The sequence below is a fragment of the Oceanobacillus longus genome (assembly GCF_042650085.1).
Classification (GTDB): Bacteria; Bacillota; Bacilli; order Bacillales; family Amphibacillaceae; genus Oceanobacillus; species Oceanobacillus longus.
The window spans coordinates 140,856-158,887 of record NZ_JBHSAO010000007.1 but is presented as its reverse complement, the minus strand read 5'-3'; the positions used below and the strand labels follow the sequence as shown (position 1 = coordinate 158,887).

The following is an 18,032-nucleotide window of genomic DNA, read 5'->3' as shown; positions in this document are numbered from 1 at the left end:
AGTGGTTTGAAATCCTGCGAATAAGCGAGCATTTAAGAGTAAATTGAATCTATCTGAGGGAGTTTATCTCAACTCTGCAATGATAAAAAAGCAACAAACTATACGAAGAGGCTTTAATTAAAAGGGATATGCCGATTCATTTGCTTTTTTTATTTCTTCTGCTGCTTGAATAGAATAGATGGTATCATCTGCAAGTCTGTCGAGTCTGAAGATTATTTCGTCATCTATGATTTCTTTTTGATAATAATGCTTTTCTTCTATAAATACATATTTTGAAACAACCGATGCCAGCATATAGGTTAATATCGGTTTTAATTGCTGTTCTACAACTAAATAATGCTTCGCTGATCCAGCAGTTGAAACGATACCGATAACTTTATCACGGAAAGCATCCATGGGGAGCAAATCAAATAGGTTTTTCAACGTTCCTGGTATGGAGGCCTGAAATGTAGGTGTGCCGATGATATAACCATCGGCTGCCATGATTTTTTCCAAAACCGTTTTCGTATCCCCTGTATAATCGCGATAATCCCTGCCATCGCTGAACACAAGCCGGTATTCTTTCATATCAATTAGTTCCACTTCAACATCTGTATGTTGCTTTTTCATTCTATTTAAAACCCGTTCGACAGCTATTCGGGTTTTCGAACCAACAATAGAGCCGGAAATTCCGATTATTTTCATTTATAACCCTCCCCTTTTACAAGATTATTTATATAATTTTAAATTTTGTTCTCTTTGGTTTATACACCTTATTATACCGAGTAGATTTATTGAAAGATAATATGTTGCCTGAAAAAGATATTGTTTCCTACTATTATACTTTAAATAATTTTTAGTTGTTCATGAACAACTAAAAAATCCAAAGCCTAAGCTTTGGATTTTTTGATTTCAAATGTTTCTATCACATTTATACTTCCTTTTACTGATTGCACCATGGAACAATTTTTTGACGACGTTTCCAGTGCTTTTGCTACTTTAGTCTCGGAAATATCATTGCCAAATATAATAAAATGCACTTTAATTTCTTCCACACGATTAGCCTCATCAGGATTTCTTTTAACATCAGCAGCTATTTTTATATCATCATAGTCAATGCGCATTTTTGTAAGAACCTTTTTCAAAACGCCCCCACTACAGCCCGCAATGGAAGATACGAGTAACGCAAATGGTCTGAAGCCGAATTCATCGTTACCAGAAATAGTTAACTTTCCAAAATCAAACTCTGACTCAAAACCGTTCTCATGCATTTTAAACTCCATTTAAAGTCACCCAACCCTTTTTAGTATTTATCTTTATTATAGCGAAGCGAATTAAAAGTAAATAAACATATGCTTAAATAGCTATTTATACTTCTTCATTATTGAATATTTCATTGATTTGATATTCCTTTAAGTCAATATAACCAGTATCACTAACTTCGATTCCTTCATCCTCAAGCAGTAATTTTTGTTCCATCCAGGCCTCTTTATCCTTTATGGCAATCTGTCCTTTCGCATTAATCACCCGATGCCATGGCAACTTATGCTTATTGCTCATGGAATGGAGAATCCGTACCACCTGTCTGGACGCTCGAGGGCTCCCCGCTACCTTTGCAATCTGACCATAAGTCATGACTTGTCCTTTTGGGATTTGCTTAATAATACGAATAGCTCTTTCAGTAAATGGTGTCATCGATTTCTTTTCCAATCCGAATTCGTTTTTTATAGGCATTTATTTTTTCAATTAGTATCATCTCCCAATTAATGTTGCTTTGTATATTCTTCTGTGACACAGCAAAAAATAACATACAGCCATACAAAGGAGGATTCCCATGGATAAACAACGTGCACAGGAAATTTTGGAATCCATTGCGATGGTCAATGTAAACTACCATGGTATTCCGGTATATATTCAATCATTGGACAAACAAAATAATACAGCCACCGTATTTCCACTTGATAATATGAATCACGAGCAATCCGTTGAATTAACTGGTTTGGACGAAGTAAAAATAGGTAAATAAAACATTTTATGGATGAGAATGCTCCCTGCAGAGAGCATTCTCCATCCTAAAGATAAACACGTGGCACCCTTTTCCCAATTAAGCACGCTACCTCATAGTGTATCGTATCCATTTGTTCGGCCACTTGTCCTAGCGAAATAAAGCCATCTTCGGGGTCGCCAAATAATGTAACTACATCATTCGTATTCAAGGTATTTACAGCTGTCACATCTACCATTGTCTGATCCATACAGATTCTGCCTACGATTGGTACATGCGTGCCTTTTACAGTAACGCTCCCTTTATTGGATAGGAGTCTTGAAAATCCATCTGCATAGCCGACAGGCAAGGTAGCAATGGTTGATTTATGCTTAGGTATGTAGGTGCGTCCATAGCTGATTGGTTCATCTTCTCCGAGAATTTTTATCATAACTGGTTTTGTTTTAAAACTCATTGCCTGTTTCAATTGTATTTTTTCTTGCAGATGTTTACTGGGATAGAGTCCATATAAGCTTATTCCAACACGGACCATGTCCATATGTAAATCTGGGTAAGCAATGGTTCCTGCACTGTTACAGCAATGCTTAATTGGTATATCTATCTTATGTGCTTCCAAATAGTCAATGACAGCAGTGAAATGATTAAATTGTTTATATGTATACGTCGATTCCGGATGATCTGCATCGGCAAAATGGGTAAATATCCCTTCTAGTTCGATGTCAGGAAAGGCCAGCATGGATTGTGATACTCGGAGAGCTTCTTCTTTATCACGTATTCCTATACGATTCATTCCGCTATCTATTTTAAGATGTATCTTTGCCTTTTTATTGTATGCTTTTGTTGCGTTTATAATTTCTGTTATCGACTCATCCGAGTAAACGGTGATGGAAATATCATTCTTGACTGCTTCTCCGACGGCAGCAGGTGGGGAGTATCCCAAAATGAGGATAGGAGTACGAATCCCCGATTCACGGAGTTTCAAGGCCTCGTCCAAAAAGGCAACACCCAAATAATTTGCGCCGGCATGAATGGCTGCATTTGCTACTTCTACTGCTCCATGACCATAGCCATCCGCTTTTACTACTGCCATTAATTTACTGTTTCTCTGGATGTGTCTTTTAAACGTTTTTACATTGCTTTCAACGGCATCCATGGATACTTCCACCCATGTGTCGCGATAACTTCCATGATTCATGAAGTTGGCCTCCTCAAGTATATATAATGATCCATACAATCATTTTACCATTTTAGAAAAGGGAATTCACAGATTTTATGATATAGGAGATTTTACAGTACTTTACAAAAAAAGAAATTCCATAAAGAAAACGATACAGTTATAAAAACTGTATCGCCTTCTTTATTTATTACTTTTTTCCTTTTCTCTTTGTTTCTGGGATAGTAGATAATTCTTTTGCAGCTGAGCCGATCCTGATATCATGCTGAGGATATACGATGAGGTCTGTTCCATTTTTTCCGATAAATAATTTGTACGTTCAAATAACAGACTTCGGAAATAGTCCACTTGTCTGGTTATTTTTTCCATCATTGCTTCCTGATTATCCAACCGTTTGGTAACAGCTTCATTGGAATTATCTTGTGTGCTAATTTGCTCAGACATTCTTTCCTGCACACTTGTCTGTTGATCCATCTTTAGAACAAGCTGCTCGTTTACTTGTGATACTCCTTCTAACATTTGACTGATTATCTCTTGTGAGGCGTTCAACTGTGTAAGCTGCTCCCTTACTTGTTGTTCGGATAATCGGTCTTCTTCAATAAGCACTTGAAGTTTTTGGTGGTCTGCATCGATTTTGTTTAATCGCTGCATCATCTCGTTTTCCATTTCTGCGTGTTGGGCATTCATCTTTTCTAATTGTTTCAATTGAATACCCAACTCTTCCCACCTCAAGGAGTTCTTATATTCTTGTTGTTCTTTCCTGTTTGATATCTCATGAAACGAACGCAGTAGTGACTTGTTTATTCGCTGCTGTTCCTGAATCATCTCTGAGACATTGTTTTTTATAAACACACCTTGATTAGGCGCTTGTATACTTCCATCATTTTTATAAATATTTTTATTGTTCGTAGCATTAATGTATAATCCCATTGAATTGCACTCCTTATCCATTACTGCATTATCTTATGCATTATCTTAAAACATGGGACTAAGGAACGGTGAGCATAACAAAAACAGCTACTTTTAAGGAAGCAGCTGTAAGTATTCTAGTATTTCACTTAACATTTCCTTTGTCTTGACGAATTGTTTCACGATAATCTTTAAATGCCTCAACGAACGCCGCAGGGGAAGACTTTACGATATAGGAATACACCCCGTATTTAGTATGTAAGTATAGTAACCCGCCATCCTCACCTATAAAGCGATAAGAAATATCCAGTATATCTTCTATAGAGAACTCTCTATGTTGGGTAACAATCTTTTCTTTATATAAATACATCTTTCGTTTCTGTTCGATATCTATCTGATCAATACTGCTTACTTCCCGTACAATCTTTATGTAGGACTGTTCGGCTATCAGATTCATAAAAACCCTCCATTACATGACAGCGTGTTTCCTTTTGTCTCCAACAATCTTAGCCCTCCGCCAGACTCAGGTGATTGGTTCTCCATTGCAGCCATTGATACTCGCGGGTCTTTCTAGGAAGGAACTGTCGTATGTCCTCTTCATGATAGCCGACCTGAAGTCTTTTAGCATCCACAATAATTGGACTTCTGAGTAATCTTGGATGTTCCTTAATTAATTCAAGAAGTTCCTGTAAAGGCAATGATTCAATATCCAGATTTAAATCTTTATATACTTTTGATCTTGTAGAGATAATTTCATCTGTCCCCTCTACGGTCATACGTAAAATACTTTGAAGTTCATGAACAGTCAATTCATCTTTCATAACATTTCTTTCGACATAATTAATGCCATTTTTTGAAAACCACTGTTTTGCTTTTCTTGTGGACGAACAGGCAGATCCATAAATTGTTACTGACATTTATCATACCCCATTTAGAATTTATTTTCATATGTTATTTCTTCATACTTTAACTGATTCTAGTTCAATATATCCTTGCGCACTAATCTCAACACATTAAAATGTGACATGATGTCACCTTCTCTATTACCTATAATAAATGGCACAGTGGCATATGTCAATAAATTATATGACATTGTGTCACTTTTATCGTGAAATTTGACCATTTTATGAATTTAGTTCCCCATTTCCTTATCTACTTATTCCCTATTTTTTTAAACTTTAATCATCCATTTTAGAAAACTTGGCATTCGCCAAGCCTTTGGGCGATGCCTTAGTTGCACTTATGCAGAAAGCAGAAAGGAATATGGATATACTTTCTTTACTGCCAAAAAAGCCCCTGCCTATTAGGCGGGGCCAAAAAAATGTTTAAACCATTACCTTGCAAATATCATTTGTGAACTCTACCGGATCATTAATTGGCAGTCCTTCGATAAGAAGCGCCTGGTTGTACAGTAAATTTGTATACAATTTCAGTTTATCTTCATCCTGCTCCTGAGCGTTCTTTAATGTCTGGAATACTTCATGATTAACATTAATTTCAAGTACCTTATCAGCCTGAATCGTTTGATCGTCAGGCATGGCATTTATAATTTTCTCCATTTCAAGGGAAATTTCCCCATCTGCAGTCAATACAACTGGATGAGATTTTAATCGCTTGGATGCTCGTACGTCCTTAACTTTATCAGACAAGATTTCCTTCATTGCTTCAAAGAGATCTTTATTTTCATTTGTCTCTTCTTCTGTAGAATCCTGTTCGTCATCCTCGATTCCTAAGTCTCCGCTTGATACAGATTTGAATTCTTTTTCTTTAAAGTTCATCAGCATCTTTATAGCAAATTCATCAATTTCATCGGTGAAGTAGAGAATTTCATAACCCTTGTCTGCAACCATTTCGGTTTGTGGAAGTTTTTCAATACGTTCATTGGACTCACCCGATGCATAGTAAATATATTTTTGATCTTCGGGCATTCTTGATACATACTCTTCCAGTGTAACGAGCTTCTTCTCTTTTGAAGAATAGAACATTAATAAGTCCTGCAGTAAATCTTTATTTTGACCATAATCACTATAAACACCGAATTTCAGCTGTTGACCGAAAGATTTATAAAACTTCTCATACTTTTCTCTTTCATCACGCAAAATGCTGAGCAACTGTGTTTTAATTTTCTTATTGATATTCTTGGCAATTAACTTCAATTGTCGATCATGTTGCAGCATTTCTCTTGAAATATTTAGAGAAAGGTCCTCGGAATCTACCATACCTTTAACAAAACTAAAATAGTCCGGAAGCAAATCAGCACTTTTCTCCATGATTAATACACCATTGGAATAAAGCTCAAGCCCTTTTTCAAATTCCCTAGTGTAATAGTTATGGGGTGCATTTTCTGGAATATAGAGAATGGCGTTATAGCGTACGGTACCATCAACATTAATATGAATATGTTTTAACGGTTTATCAAAGCCATAATGTTTTTCATTATAGAAGTTTTCATAGTCCTCGTCTGTCAGTTCACTTTTATTCTTTTTCCAAATTGGAACCATTGTGTTAAGTGTTTGTTCTTCGATGATATCCTCGTATTCATCTTCACTGCCCTCTTTAAGCTTACTCTCTGTAATATCCATTTTAATTGGATAGCGGATGAAGTCGGAGTATTTTTTAATAATCTGTTTCAGACGATATTGATCCAGAAACTCGTCGTAGTTCTCATCTTCTTCATTCTGTTTAATTTCCAAAATAATTTCTGTACCTACTTCATCCTTTTCAGCAGAAGTAATCGAATATCCATCAGAACCTTTGGATTCCCATTTAAATGCCTCATCACTATCGATCGATTTACTGATGACGGTTACTTTATCAGCTACCATAAATGCAGCGTAGAAGCCTACACCAAACTGCCCAATAATATCATGGCCATCTTTAATCTCATTTTCCGATTTAAACGTATGAGAACCACTCTTAGCAATGACACCAAGGTTATTTTCCAAATCTTCCTTCGTCATTCCAATACCAGTATCTGTAATCTTTAACGTTCGATTATCTTTATTTGCATCAATCTTTATGTAATAGCTCTCTTTATTAAAAGTTAACGCATCATCGGTTAACGCTTTGTAGTAAATCTTATCAATTGCATCACTCGCATTGGAAATAAGCTCTCTCAAAAATACTTCACGTTGCGAATAAATGGAGTTTATTACCATATCCAATAGTTTTTTGGATTCTGCTTTAAATTTTCTTTTTCCCATTACTATTCCACTCCTTTAACTTTTTGATGTTAGCACTCTCGATACCAGAGTGCTAACCCCTATACTTTTAATACCATATTCACTTTTTTATGTCAATTATAATAGCTGTAAATAAGAATATCGATTAATTTTTTACTCAACTTTCGCACTATTAAAATAAGTTCGAATCGTTAACTGGGTTAAACTTAGAACGTTTCTAATAATCCCCTTGCTAAACTTGATTAAAACAAGGCTGTTTTTCGTACTGTTTATAGCCTTTTAATCATCGCAGAGTTGAGATAAAATGCGAACTAACTACTAGCTGATATCCAAAATCGTGTGCTTCTATCTCCGTCCGGGATCGCTCTGGGCGGATGCTTTCCGCGGGCACGGCCTCAGCCTCCTCGAGAAACCCACTCTGCGGGGTCTTCGGACACGTGCTTTTCCCGCAGGAGTCACCGCCCGCCGCTCACCCGGACTGGTGAAGTTTTATAATGTTATTTTAGCTACGCTAGTATAGTAATTATTAGCAACCTTCTAACCAGCTCTGGGAAATACACGGAGACTTCTGCGGGAGGAAAGGCATCGGTGAGACACTGAAATGCGTCAGCATGAAGAGGCTCACCAGTCGCCCGCGAAAAGCGCAGTGTATTTCACAGAGCGACCGCCGAAGTTTCTGCATACCGATAGAAACCAACCAGCATTTACTTCGCATTTTATATAAAATCCGACGATAAAAGAGGGAAATTAACGAAAAGATCCTTGAGTATAGATGTATCCAGACTGCTCAGTGCAAACAGTTAATCCAAAGTCAACTTAAACAGTGTAGCTCCAGTCCTCCTAATTCTAAACACCAATACAGGAATTGGATAGATAAAACAAGCAAAAAAAATCTCTTTTCTAAGTAAGAGATTTTTTTGCTCTATGCCATCCATTTTGGTGGGGTATTTTTATCCCAATAGATTTCACCGATATCATGATGTTCTTTGAAACCGTCACTACTTAAATGATAGTGGAAGTTAAAGTAGTATCCTTCTAAAGGCCGGTTATCACGTCGTACATGAAACGTTGCAATGTCTTGTTCTAAATGATGATCATATACATTAAAAATTCTTTCCCCATAACCTTTGGCGGGTTGTTCCGTAATTCCGAAATAAGAATAATCATTTACTACATGATCCGCTACGATCGTTTGAAGTACTGCTTCGATATTAGGCAAGATTACTGCATTAAATTCTTCTTCCACCTGACCAGCAATTTTAGGTCCAAATTTTGTGATTGTTTGCTCTTTGGCTTTTTCAGTTAGTTTATTAATTACATTATCTTTACTGTAATCTTCGGTGCCTACATTAAAGTCAATCTTCTCTGCTTCTTTTGAATCAGAAACAGCTTCATTAACATCTGCTTTCGACGCAACATTATCCTTATTATCTTCGGCTTCTATATTTAAAAGATCTGCTGGCGTATAAATACCCAATGTAACAATCGTAACAAGGACAACTGCTATTTTTCTCATCCATAGCTTCATCAAAAATCTCACCTTCTTATTTAACTACTTATTTCTAAATTTTATCATGTTCAGCGAATATGTCCATAATAGTTTTAATATTTACTTAAATTTTACACTTCTTTTTCATTAAATAGTTGAATTTGCTTATATGTTCTTCGGTTTCCAGGAAATTAGCGCAATCTCCCAATTTTATAGAAGCTAATGACCCTATTTTTAATTCAAATCTTTTGGAAGATGTGAGATAAAATGAATCGGGATATTTATCATGATACCTTATACCTGTAATGATAGTTCTAAATAAACAGAAAAATATTATCCTATTAAATAACTAGGATAATAGGATTAAGAATAGTCTAATTTATTTAAATATTATTACATTAACTTAATAGTAATTTAAAAGAAGTATTTTATACTGGAATAGAATCAAATTTGTTAGGAGAGGTGATTATATTGAAACTGAAGAAGTTAACATTTGCTATGATGATTGCGATTCTTTCTGCAGGACTATTAGTCGGATGTGGAGCTGAGGATGGAGAGAATCCAGAAGAGCCAGCAACTGAAGATCCTGCCGAACAAGAAGACCCGGCGGAATCTGATGTAGAGGAAGAAGAGGGAGAATAAAAATACGATTTTTTTGAAGCCTTCACTTAGTGAAGGCTTCTGTTAATCCCTTCAAATAGCTCACAAGCAGAAAAATCATGTGTCATGAAATTTAGATTGACTTTAGTAAGAAACCTCCATTTCTCTCACACTTGGTGTACAACAACATATTTCACACCCCTGCTGCCTTATCCTGCATCTAAAACGGCTCTCACTCGTTTAAATCAAACATACACATTCTATTTTGATATACTCTAAGATACAGCAATCAATTCCTTAATTAATTATCCTTTTTTTAGAAAAAAACTAGCAATGTCTCTTCTAAAGTTTTATAGTTTTAAATAGAGGCACTGGAAAGAGAGTGAACATGATGGGGCGTAAATGGAATAATATTAAGGAAAAGAAAGCTTCCAAAGATGCAAATACGAGCAGGATATACGCAAAATTTGGGCGTGAAATCTATGTTGCGGCTAAACAGGGTGAACCCGATCCAGAATCAAATGAAGCTTTAAGAGTTGTACTTGAACGAGCGAAGACCTACAGTGTTCCGAAACATATTATTGATCGAGCCATTGAAAAAGCGAAAGGCAATTCAGAGGAAAGTTATGACGAAAATCGTTATGAGGGATTCGGACCAAGTGGATCCATGGTAATTGTCGATACACTAACAAATAATGTTAACCGCACCGCATCTGAAGTGCGCGCTGCATTCGGTAAAAATGGAGGCAATATGGGTGTAAGTGGATCTGTTGCCTATATGTTTGACTATACAGCAGTCTTTGGTATTGAAGGCAAAACAGAGGATGAAGTGCTTGAACTACTGATGGAGACAGACGTTGAAGTTCGGGATATAATGGAAGCAGATGGAACCATTATTGTTTATACCGAACCCGATCAATTCCATGCCGCACATGAAGCATTTAAGTCGATCGGCATTACAGAATTTACAGTGGCTGAGCTTACAATGCTCGAACAGAATGATCTTACTCTTGCACCAGATGATCAGGAGCACTTTGAAAACATGATCGATGCGTTAGAAGATTTAGAAGATGTTCAACAGGTATACCATAATGTAGATTTAAGTGAATAAGATAATAAAGAAATCCAGCATTTGCTTTTCATAGCAAAATGTTGGCTTCATTTTAGCGTCGAATAATAATCCTTCCATACTTTCGCATATTTCTTTTGATACTTAGGATCCTCTTCCATCTCAATTAATTCCTCTGCCAGCTTTTTTATATGCTCATCTTTTACTTCATCATATAAGTTTCGCAAATCTTGAATAATATCGAATCTGATTAATGTATAATTCTTTTCGTCCTTACAATTTTTAAATCGATTAGCCAAATGATGGACCACCATCTCTTTTTGCTCCGGTCCAGCTAAACCTACTTTCCAAATCGATTGCAAGGCGTGTCTTGCCGTAACAAATTTTTCATCTTTGGTTACTTGCCAAAGAGCAGGGAAATCATTCATGATCCGCTTATCATGATCACTTTTTGAAAGGCCTGATAGAAACTGTGCATACCGTGAACGCATATGGTTATCAGTTGAAGACAGCCCTGCCACTAATTCATCCCATACTTCATATGCCCAGTCTACTTCATGCTCAATCGCCGTAATGATATGATTGAAGGCTTCATATTGTTCGTTTTTATCTTTAGAATCAAGATTATCAAAATGAATTTTCATTGCTTTATCCATACTACCCGCCCTTTATATATATACTAGTTTCATTAAAACCATATCATATGTTAATACATTTGGCTTTTTGATTCATCAGCTGCAATGAAAATGTAAATACTAATGACAGGAATTAGGGATGATTATGAACTTTCTTTTAATAATATAATTGCTGACATAATTGTTTTTTTCGGATAAGATAATTAAATAATATCCTTAAAATCCCTCTTACACCAAGATGTCTACATATTTTTTTCAGGAGGTTATCTATAGATGAAAAACATCATGGTCGTCATCGGCTCATTAATCATTGCATTTGCTTTTAACTTTTTTCTCGTACCTTTTGAAATTCTAAGCAGTGGAATTAGTGGGATTGCCATTTTAGTGGGATTACTTACTCCGTTTGATACTGGATTATTGAACTTTATTTTTAATTTACCTATCCTTATTTTTGGCTACTTTAAGCTTGGAAAGGAAATCACAGTCAATACACTCGTATGTGTTGTCACACTCTCTTTCTTCTTATACCTCTTGCCCGTAGTGAATGTAACAGACAATATTCTGTTATCGGCAATTTTTGGAGGGGTTATAAGCGGAATTGGAATAGGGACCATTATGAAGTTTTCCGGTACTTCAGGTGGTTTGGATATTATTGCGATTTTCATTTCCCGTACAAGTAATATCAGTGTTGGTCTGCTTCTCACTGGAATGAACGGAATTATTGTTCTTATTTCTGGTGCTACTTTCAGCTGGAACATCGCATTATATACACTATTATCAATTTATTTGACAGGTAAAATGATCGACAAAGTCCACACGAATCATATTAAATTAACGATGCAGATTGTGACGACCGAGGGTGAGGCCATTCGTCAAGAATTGCTTCAATCCATTTACAGGGGAATTACGATTACAGAAGGTTACGGTGGTTATACGAAAGAGACCAAACAAATAATCATGATGGTTGTTACACGATATGAAACATTGCATATTAAAAATGTTGTTCGTTCACATGATAGTAAGGCATTTATTAATATTTTTGAAACGGTTGAAGTTGACGGGGAATTTGCTAGAAATTAAGACTGGGAAATCGTAAAGGAAGCAGGTTGAACCTGCCTCCTTTACATTCCGGGCCACCTATCTACTACTTATTAGCCTCAAATACTTTTAATAACTTACCTTTCACTTTAGTATCCTTCATTGTTTTTAAAACCAGTGGGCCTTTGCCATTTAATATTTCAACATACGTAGATGTCTCCATGATTGTAATAATTCCTATATCATCAGCTTCTACGCCATCAATCTTAGCAATTGTCCCAACGAAATCGACCGCTCTGAGTTTCTTTTTCTTTCCACCGTTAAAATATAATTTCATAATTTGTTTGTTTAACTGCTCACTTTTAGACTTTTTAACTTCCCGGTACATCTTCATTTTTTCCTGGAAGGCAAATCTGTTTCTATTAACTTCTTCTTTTGATGGAGGGGAAATTTTTCGAATTGTAAAACCGATATAGTCTTCAATTTCCCTTAAAAAGCGATCTTCATACGGTGTAACGAAGGTGAGCGCCTTTCCCTTTTGTCCTGCACGTCCTGTTCTTCCCGTACGATGCACATAACTATCTTTCTCTAATGGAATATCGTAATTGATGACATGCGTGATATTATCAATATCGATTCCTCTGGCAGCTACGTCTGTAGCGACTAGGTAACGAAATTCGCCTTTTCTAAAGCCATTCATGACAACAAGTCGATCATCCTGTTCCATTCCACCATGGATTTTATCACAGCTATATCCTTTTTTCTTCAATTGTTCTGAAACTGTATCGACACGTTCCTTCGTTCTACAAAAAATGATACAACTATCCGGATTTTCAACAACCGTAATATCCATAAGTCTCATCAATTTATCATTTTCAGGAACTTCGTAGAGAAAATGGTCGATTTTTTCCGTTGTTAGCCCTGTTGCTTTAATTTCAATATCTGTAGGTGTTTTCATATACTTTTGACTTAAATTTTTCACAGCTTCAGGAAGTGTAGCCGAGAATAGCATGGTCACTCGATTTTGAGGTAACTCTTTTATAATAGATTCCACTTGTTCGATGAAACCCATGTTCAACATTTCATCCGCTTCATCAATAATAAGATAACTGATTTTATCTAATACCAACGTACCTCTTTCAATATGATCCGAGACCCGACCAGGAGTTCCAACAACAACATGTGTTTTCTGCTTTAACTCTGTCTTTTGAATAGCAATGGGTTGTTTCCCATAGACTGCTGTTGCCTTTATACGCTTAAATCTGCCTATGTTTGTGAAATCCTCTTTTACTTGAATAGCCAGTTCTCTTGTTGGTGTGAGAATTAATGCTTGTGGTTTATTCTCCATCCAATCGACCAATTCACATATAGGAACCCCGAATGATGCCGTTTTACCACTACCTGTTTGTGATTTTACGACAAGGTCCTTCTTATCTAACGCAAGTGGAATGACTTTACTTTGAACCTCTGTAGGGTTTTTATATTCCAATTCTGTTAGTGCTTTTATAATTTCATCACTTAATTTATAATCCTCAAAACGTTTCGCTCTCATTATTTAGCCTCTTTTTCAAAGTATTTTCTCTTATTGTTGTCATGGATATTATTACATTATACAAGTTATTGTCATCGAAAAACCACTTTCTAATGAATCTCCCACCAAAAATTAATATAAACAGGGCCAGTTCCTTACTACCTTAGTAGTGAGGAACTGGCCCTTTAGCATTGCCTAATCAAATATTTAACTAAATGCCAGTTCTTTTTTTTCGCTTAGACCTAGCGTCTGCTCTATGAAAGTCTGAATTTCTTGGTAAATCTCTGGGTTTTCTGATAGGGACACACCGTAAGAAGGAATCATTTCTTTTATTTTCGGTTCCCACTCAGTCAGATGTTCTGGAAAGCATCTTTCCATGATCTCAAGCATGACGTGAACGGCAGTAGAAGCACCTGGTGAAGCACCTAGCAATGCAGCGATCGAACCATCAGCGTCAGTAACTACTTCTGTGCCAAATTGAAGTGTTCCCTTGCCGCCAGTCTCTGTATCTTTAATCACCTGCACACGTTGGCCCGCTATTACAATCTCCCAATCTTCGCTTTTGGCATTTGGGATAAACTCTCGTAATTCTTCCATGCGTTTTTCATCTGATAAAATGACTTGCTGGATTAAATATTTTGTTAACGGCAGCTCTTTTGCACCTGCTGACAACATGGTTAAGAGGTTATCGGATTTTACAGAGGTCACCAAGTCAAGCAATGAACCCGTTTTTAGAAACTTTGGCGAGAAGCCGGCAAACGGTCCAAATAGCAACGATTTTTTATTGTCGATAAATCGTGTATCAAGATGCGGAACGGACATTGGTGGAGCACCAACCTTAGCTTTACCGTATACTTTTGCATGATGCTGTGCTACAACTTCCGGATTGCTACATACCATAAATTGTCCGCTTACCGGAAATCCTCCAATATGTTTTGATTGCGGAATTCCGGTTTTTTGTAATAAATGCAGACTTCCACCCCCACCGCCAATAAAGACGAATTTTGCAGTATGGTATTCAATTTTACCGTTGTCGATATCATGTACTTTCACTTCCCACAAATCATCGTCCGTACGTTTAATATCCTCAACACTATGCTTGTAGTTTACCTCGACATCTTTACTCTGTAAGTGATCAAACAGTATACGTGTTAAAGCGCCAAAATTGACGTCTGTTCCGGAGTCGATTTTTGTTGCAGCTATCGGTTCATTTGATGTACGCCCTTCCATGATTAGTGGAAACCATTCTTTTAGCTTTTCAGGTTCATCGGAAAATTCCATCCCTTGAAATAGTGGGTTGTTTGATAATGCTTTAAAACGATTTTTTAAAAACGCTATATTTTTTTCCCCTTGGACCAAACTCATATGAGGTAATGGCATGATAAAGTCTTGCGGATTCCGAATCAGATTGCTATTTACAAGATAAGACCAAAACTGTCTGGAAAGCTGAAACTGTTCATTAATCTTTATTGCTTTGCTAATTTCTATAGAGCCATCTGATTTTTCGGATGTATAGTTAAGCTCGCACAGTGCAGAATGGCCTGTACCCGCATTATTCCATTCGTTAGAGCTTTCTTCTCCTGCACTTGCGAGTTTCTCAAATGCTTTGATTTCCCATTCTGGTGCTAACTCTTTCAATAATGATCCCAAAGTTGCGCTCATAACTCCGGCACCAATTAAGATAACGTCTGTTGTTGTCGGTCTGCTACTCATTATACCCTTCCTCATCTCAATATTTGCAAAAAAGATGTAAGCGCTCTATCATAGATTAACAATAGCCAGCGCAATTTTAGCAACACACCTTTTCTGTATGAATTGTAACCGTGTTTTAGTTAATTTTAAATATGAATAAATTTATAAATCTATTCTTATCTAATAATTATAAACTATTTCACAATATTTATAAACATGAAGTCTTCCAAAAAACAGATTAATCCATAATCGAAATCCCTATTGCTGACAATTACAGATACATAAGATCAGCAATGTTATGATAAAGCGCACATTCATACATCTAAAGGAGGTTGTCCTACTTCAGATGTATGAATATTTCCTACAAACTTCTTGGCAGCACGTGATAACGGAACACTTTTTAGATAGCATATACCAATATTTCTTTTTGGAATTTCCTCTTCTAGCTTTATTTCATATAAATCTCCTCTTTCTAAATAATCCCTTGAAAACTCTTTTATGACACAGGAAATGCCTAAATTTATTTTTGCGAATTCTAATACTAAATCAAATGATCCCAGTTCAAATACTGGAGAGACATGGAAGCCCCTCTTCTTAAAGAACTGGTCGACAAACCTTCGTGAATTTGATTTCCTTTCTAAAAAAATGAGCGGCATCCCCATTAAATACTCTAAACTAACTGGTTGTGTAGTGAGATTTTTATATTTTTCTCCGCAGACAAAAATATCTTGAATTTCCTTACAGGGGATAACTTGAAGATGTTCGTCATGGATTGGTAAATTACATACCCCAACATCGACTTTTCCTGATTTAATAAAATCACAGATTTCTGTTGTGGTTCCATTTAATATATTCAATTTGATTCCAGGGTATCCTTTATGAAATTTCTCCAAATACGGTAATAAGAAGTAACGAGAAATCGTATCTCCAACCCCTATACGTAATTGTCCAGTCTTTAAAGTTTTAAATTCTAACATTTTATCTTCTGCTACGTTAATGATTCCCAAAGCTGAGTTAATATGCTTATTTAATAATTTTCCTTCGTTCGTCAATACTACTCCCTTCGATGTTCGATAGAAAAGTGGTATCTCTAATTCTTTCTCCAACTTCGAAATAGCTTGACTAACAGCTGATTGTGTCATAAATAGTTCTTGTGCGGCTTTCGAAAAACTTTTATTCTGACTAACGACGTTAAAAATACGATATGCATCCAATTTCCCAATCATATAACTTCTCCTTATATCCGATATTATTATTATTAATTTTAATTATATCCCTATAAAGGTTATAGTAACATAGGGTTTTAAATTAGTGCTTACATCATATAAAGCAACTCTTATTAGAGGAGAGATTATATTGGAAAGAGTAGTTGGAACAGTAGTACGCGGACTTCGCGGACCAATCATTAATAACGGAGATAACATGGAGCAAATCGCAGTAGATACGGTATTACAAGCTGCAAAAATGGAAGGTTTTTCAATCGAGGATCGGGACATTGTAACGATCACTGAATCCGTTGTAGCTCGTGCACAAGGGAACTATGCGACAATTGATGATATTGCGACTGATGTTAAAGCAAAGTTCGGTGAGGAGACAATTGGTGTTATTTTCCCAATTCTTAGCCGTAACCGTTTTGCTAACTGCTTACGAGGCGTTGCAAAAGGAGCAAAGAAGATTGTCTTAATGTTGAGCTATCCAGCTGATGAAGTGGGGAATCACCTTGTAGACATCGATGAACTAGATGTGAAAGGGATCAATCCATGGACAGATGTATTATCAGAAACTGAATTCCGTAATCATTTTGGTTATAAAAAGCACCCATTCACAGGTGTTGACTATATCGACTATTATAAAAGTTTAATCGAAGCAGAAGGCGCAACCTGTGAGGTTATCTTCTCAAACAATCCTAAAACAATTTTAGACTATACCAAAAATGTGTTAGCGTGTGATATCCACTCACGTTTCAGAACAAAACGTATTTTAACAAATAATGGTGTTGAAAAGGTATATGGCCTTGATGATATCCTTAAAGAATCCATCAATGGCAGTGGCTTTAATGAAGAATATGGTCTACTTGGATCAAATAAAGCAACCGAAGACAGCGTAAAATTATTTCCAAATAACTGTCAACCGATCGTTGATGCAATTCAAGCAAAAATAAAAGAAGTAACAGGTAAAACCGTTGAAGTCATGGTTTATGGCGATGGTGCATTCAAAGATCCTGTCGGAAAGATTTGGGAACTTGCGGATCCAGTTGTATCACCCGCTTACACAGCAGGACTTGATGGTACACCTAATGAAATAAAATTAAAATACCTGGCAGATAACAATTTCTCTCATCTTCGTGGGGAAGAGTTAAAACAAGCTGTTTCCAAGTATATTGAGAATAAAAACGAGGATTTAGTTGGTGCGATGGAAGCACAAGGTACGACACCACGTAGATTAACAGACCTAATTGGGTCATTATCTGATTTAACTTCTGGTAGTGGGGACAAAGGAACACCAATGATCTATATTCAAGGTTACTTCGATAACTATACAAAATAAGATTCGTGCAAAAAGGATGCCTTCTATATGAAGGCATCCTTTTTTACTTTCATAAGACGCCATTTCCTTCACTGTCATCGGGGCAATCATGTACCGTTCACCTTTTTTTCTGAAAATTGCTTGTTCTCCTATTTGATTTATGATAAGGTATTAAAAAGTTTAAACTTCTTTTTAAACAAATT

18 protein-coding genes are annotated in these 18,032 nt (G+C 36.2%); 5 read left to right on the top strand and 13 right to left on the bottom strand.

All coding sequences use genetic code 11. The annotated features are described in order from the left end of the window. Positions 1-117: 117 nt before the first annotated feature. The 3 genes from ACFOUV_RS10640 to ACFOUV_RS10630 all read right to left on the bottom strand — a co-directional run bounded on the left by ACFOUV_RS10640 (position 118) and on the right by ACFOUV_RS10630 (position 1,674). Complete coding sequence (locus ACFOUV_RS10640; RefSeq protein ID WP_379496742.1) at positions 118-684, bottom strand: NADPH-dependent FMN reductase; 567 nt, start codon at positions 682-684, stop codon at positions 118-120. A 185-nt stretch (positions 685-869) separates the two neighbouring features. Continuing rightward, positions 870-1,262, bottom strand: a complete 393-nt coding sequence (locus tag ACFOUV_RS10635) for an OsmC family protein (protein WP_379496741.1) — start codon at positions 1,260-1,262, stop codon at positions 870-872. Between the two features lie 85 nt (positions 1,263-1,347). After that, positions 1,348-1,674, bottom strand: coding sequence for an MGMT family protein (locus ACFOUV_RS10630; protein ID WP_379496752.1), 327 nt, complete (start codon positions 1,672-1,674; stop codon positions 1,348-1,350). A gap of 139 nt (positions 1,675-1,813) precedes the next feature. Between ACFOUV_RS10630 and ACFOUV_RS10625 the strand changes: the two genes are divergently transcribed. Continuing rightward, positions 1,814-2,005: an H-type small acid-soluble spore protein gene (locus ACFOUV_RS10625; protein WP_379496740.1), complete on the top strand. Its 192-nt coding sequence runs from the start codon at positions 1,814-1,816 to the stop codon at positions 2,003-2,005. A 46-nt stretch (positions 2,006-2,051) separates the two neighbouring features. Here ACFOUV_RS10625 and alr read toward each other — a convergent pair whose 3' ends face one another. The 6 genes from alr to ACFOUV_RS10595 all read right to left on the bottom strand — a co-directional run bounded on the left by alr (position 2,052) and on the right by ACFOUV_RS10595 (position 8,777). Further along, positions 2,052-3,179, bottom strand: coding sequence for an alanine racemase (gene alr / locus ACFOUV_RS10620; RefSeq protein WP_379496739.1), 1,128 nt, complete (start codon positions 3,177-3,179; stop codon positions 2,052-2,054). 162 nt (positions 3,180-3,341) lie between these two features. Next, positions 3,342-4,088, bottom strand: coding sequence for a hypothetical protein (locus ACFOUV_RS10615; protein ID WP_379496738.1), 747 nt, complete (start codon positions 4,086-4,088; stop codon positions 3,342-3,344). Positions 4,089-4,212: 124 nt separating this feature from the next. Then, positions 4,213-4,524: a hypothetical protein gene (locus ACFOUV_RS10610; RefSeq protein WP_379496737.1), complete on the bottom strand. Its 312-nt coding sequence runs from the start codon at positions 4,522-4,524 to the stop codon at positions 4,213-4,215. A 49-nt stretch (positions 4,525-4,573) separates the two neighbouring features. Further along, positions 4,574-4,984 (bottom strand): transcriptional regulator Spx, encoded by a 411-nt coding sequence (gene spx / locus ACFOUV_RS10605; protein WP_379496736.1) that lies wholly within the window; start codon positions 4,982-4,984, stop codon positions 4,574-4,576. Between the two features lie 408 nt (positions 4,985-5,392). Continuing rightward, positions 5,393-7,270 (bottom strand): molecular chaperone HtpG, encoded by a 1,878-nt coding sequence (htpG, locus tag ACFOUV_RS10600; RefSeq protein WP_379496735.1) that lies wholly within the window; start codon positions 7,268-7,270, stop codon positions 5,393-5,395. Between the two features lie 901 nt (positions 7,271-8,171). Next, entirely contained in the window at positions 8,172-8,777 is a 606-nt protein-coding gene (locus ACFOUV_RS10595) for a YpjP family protein (RefSeq protein ID WP_379496751.1), read from the bottom strand. 432 nt (positions 8,778-9,209) lie between these two features. Here ACFOUV_RS10595 and ACFOUV_RS10590 point away from each other — a divergent pair, with 432 nt between their 5' ends. Beyond that, positions 9,210-9,380: a hypothetical protein gene (locus tag ACFOUV_RS10590; protein ID WP_379496734.1), complete on the top strand. Its 171-nt coding sequence runs from the start codon at positions 9,210-9,212 to the stop codon at positions 9,378-9,380. A gap of 349 nt (positions 9,381-9,729) precedes the next feature. Next, entirely contained in the window at positions 9,730-10,449 is a 720-nt protein-coding gene (locus tag ACFOUV_RS10585) for a YebC/PmpR family DNA-binding transcriptional regulator (protein ID WP_379496750.1), read from the top strand. A 47-nt stretch (positions 10,450-10,496) separates the two neighbouring features. On the opposite strand, the gene ACFOUV_RS10580 is transcribed toward ACFOUV_RS10585, so the two are convergent. Further along, the gene (locus ACFOUV_RS10580) at positions 10,497-11,063 is read right to left on the bottom strand and encodes a hypothetical protein (protein ID WP_379496733.1); all 567 of its coding nucleotides are present in this window, start codon (positions 11,061-11,063) and stop codon (positions 10,497-10,499) included. A gap of 252 nt (positions 11,064-11,315) precedes the next feature. Here ACFOUV_RS10580 and ACFOUV_RS10575 point away from each other — a divergent pair, with 252 nt between their 5' ends. After that, a complete protein-coding gene (locus tag ACFOUV_RS10575; RefSeq protein WP_379496732.1) occupies positions 11,316-12,122 on the top strand; it encodes a YitT family protein in 807 nt (268 codons plus the stop codon). A gap of 64 nt (positions 12,123-12,186) precedes the next feature. Here ACFOUV_RS10575 and ACFOUV_RS10570 read toward each other — a convergent pair whose 3' ends face one another. The 3 genes from ACFOUV_RS10570 to ACFOUV_RS10560 all read right to left on the bottom strand — a co-directional run bounded on the left by ACFOUV_RS10570 (position 12,187) and on the right by ACFOUV_RS10560 (position 16,529). Beyond that, positions 12,187-13,632 carry a DEAD/DEAH box helicase gene (locus ACFOUV_RS10570; RefSeq protein ID WP_379496731.1) on the bottom strand — a complete coding sequence of 482 codons (1,446 nt, stop codon included), beginning with the start codon at positions 13,630-13,632 and terminating at the stop codon, positions 12,187-12,189. Between the two features lie 186 nt (positions 13,633-13,818). Then, positions 13,819-15,339 carry a malate:quinone oxidoreductase gene (locus ACFOUV_RS10565; RefSeq protein WP_379496730.1) on the bottom strand — a complete coding sequence of 507 codons (1,521 nt, stop codon included), beginning with the start codon at positions 15,337-15,339 and terminating at the stop codon, positions 13,819-13,821. A gap of 278 nt (positions 15,340-15,617) precedes the next feature. Beyond that, the gene (locus tag ACFOUV_RS10560; RefSeq protein WP_379496729.1) at positions 15,618-16,529 is read right to left on the bottom strand and encodes a LysR family transcriptional regulator; all 912 of its coding nucleotides are present in this window, start codon (positions 16,527-16,529) and stop codon (positions 15,618-15,620) included. 130 nt (positions 16,530-16,659) lie between these two features. Between ACFOUV_RS10560 and ACFOUV_RS10555 the strand changes: the two genes are divergently transcribed. Next, entirely contained in the window at positions 16,660-17,850 is a 1,191-nt protein-coding gene (locus ACFOUV_RS10555; RefSeq protein ID WP_379496728.1) for a coenzyme F420-0:L-glutamate ligase, read from the top strand. Positions 17,851-18,032 lie beyond the last annotated feature (182 nt).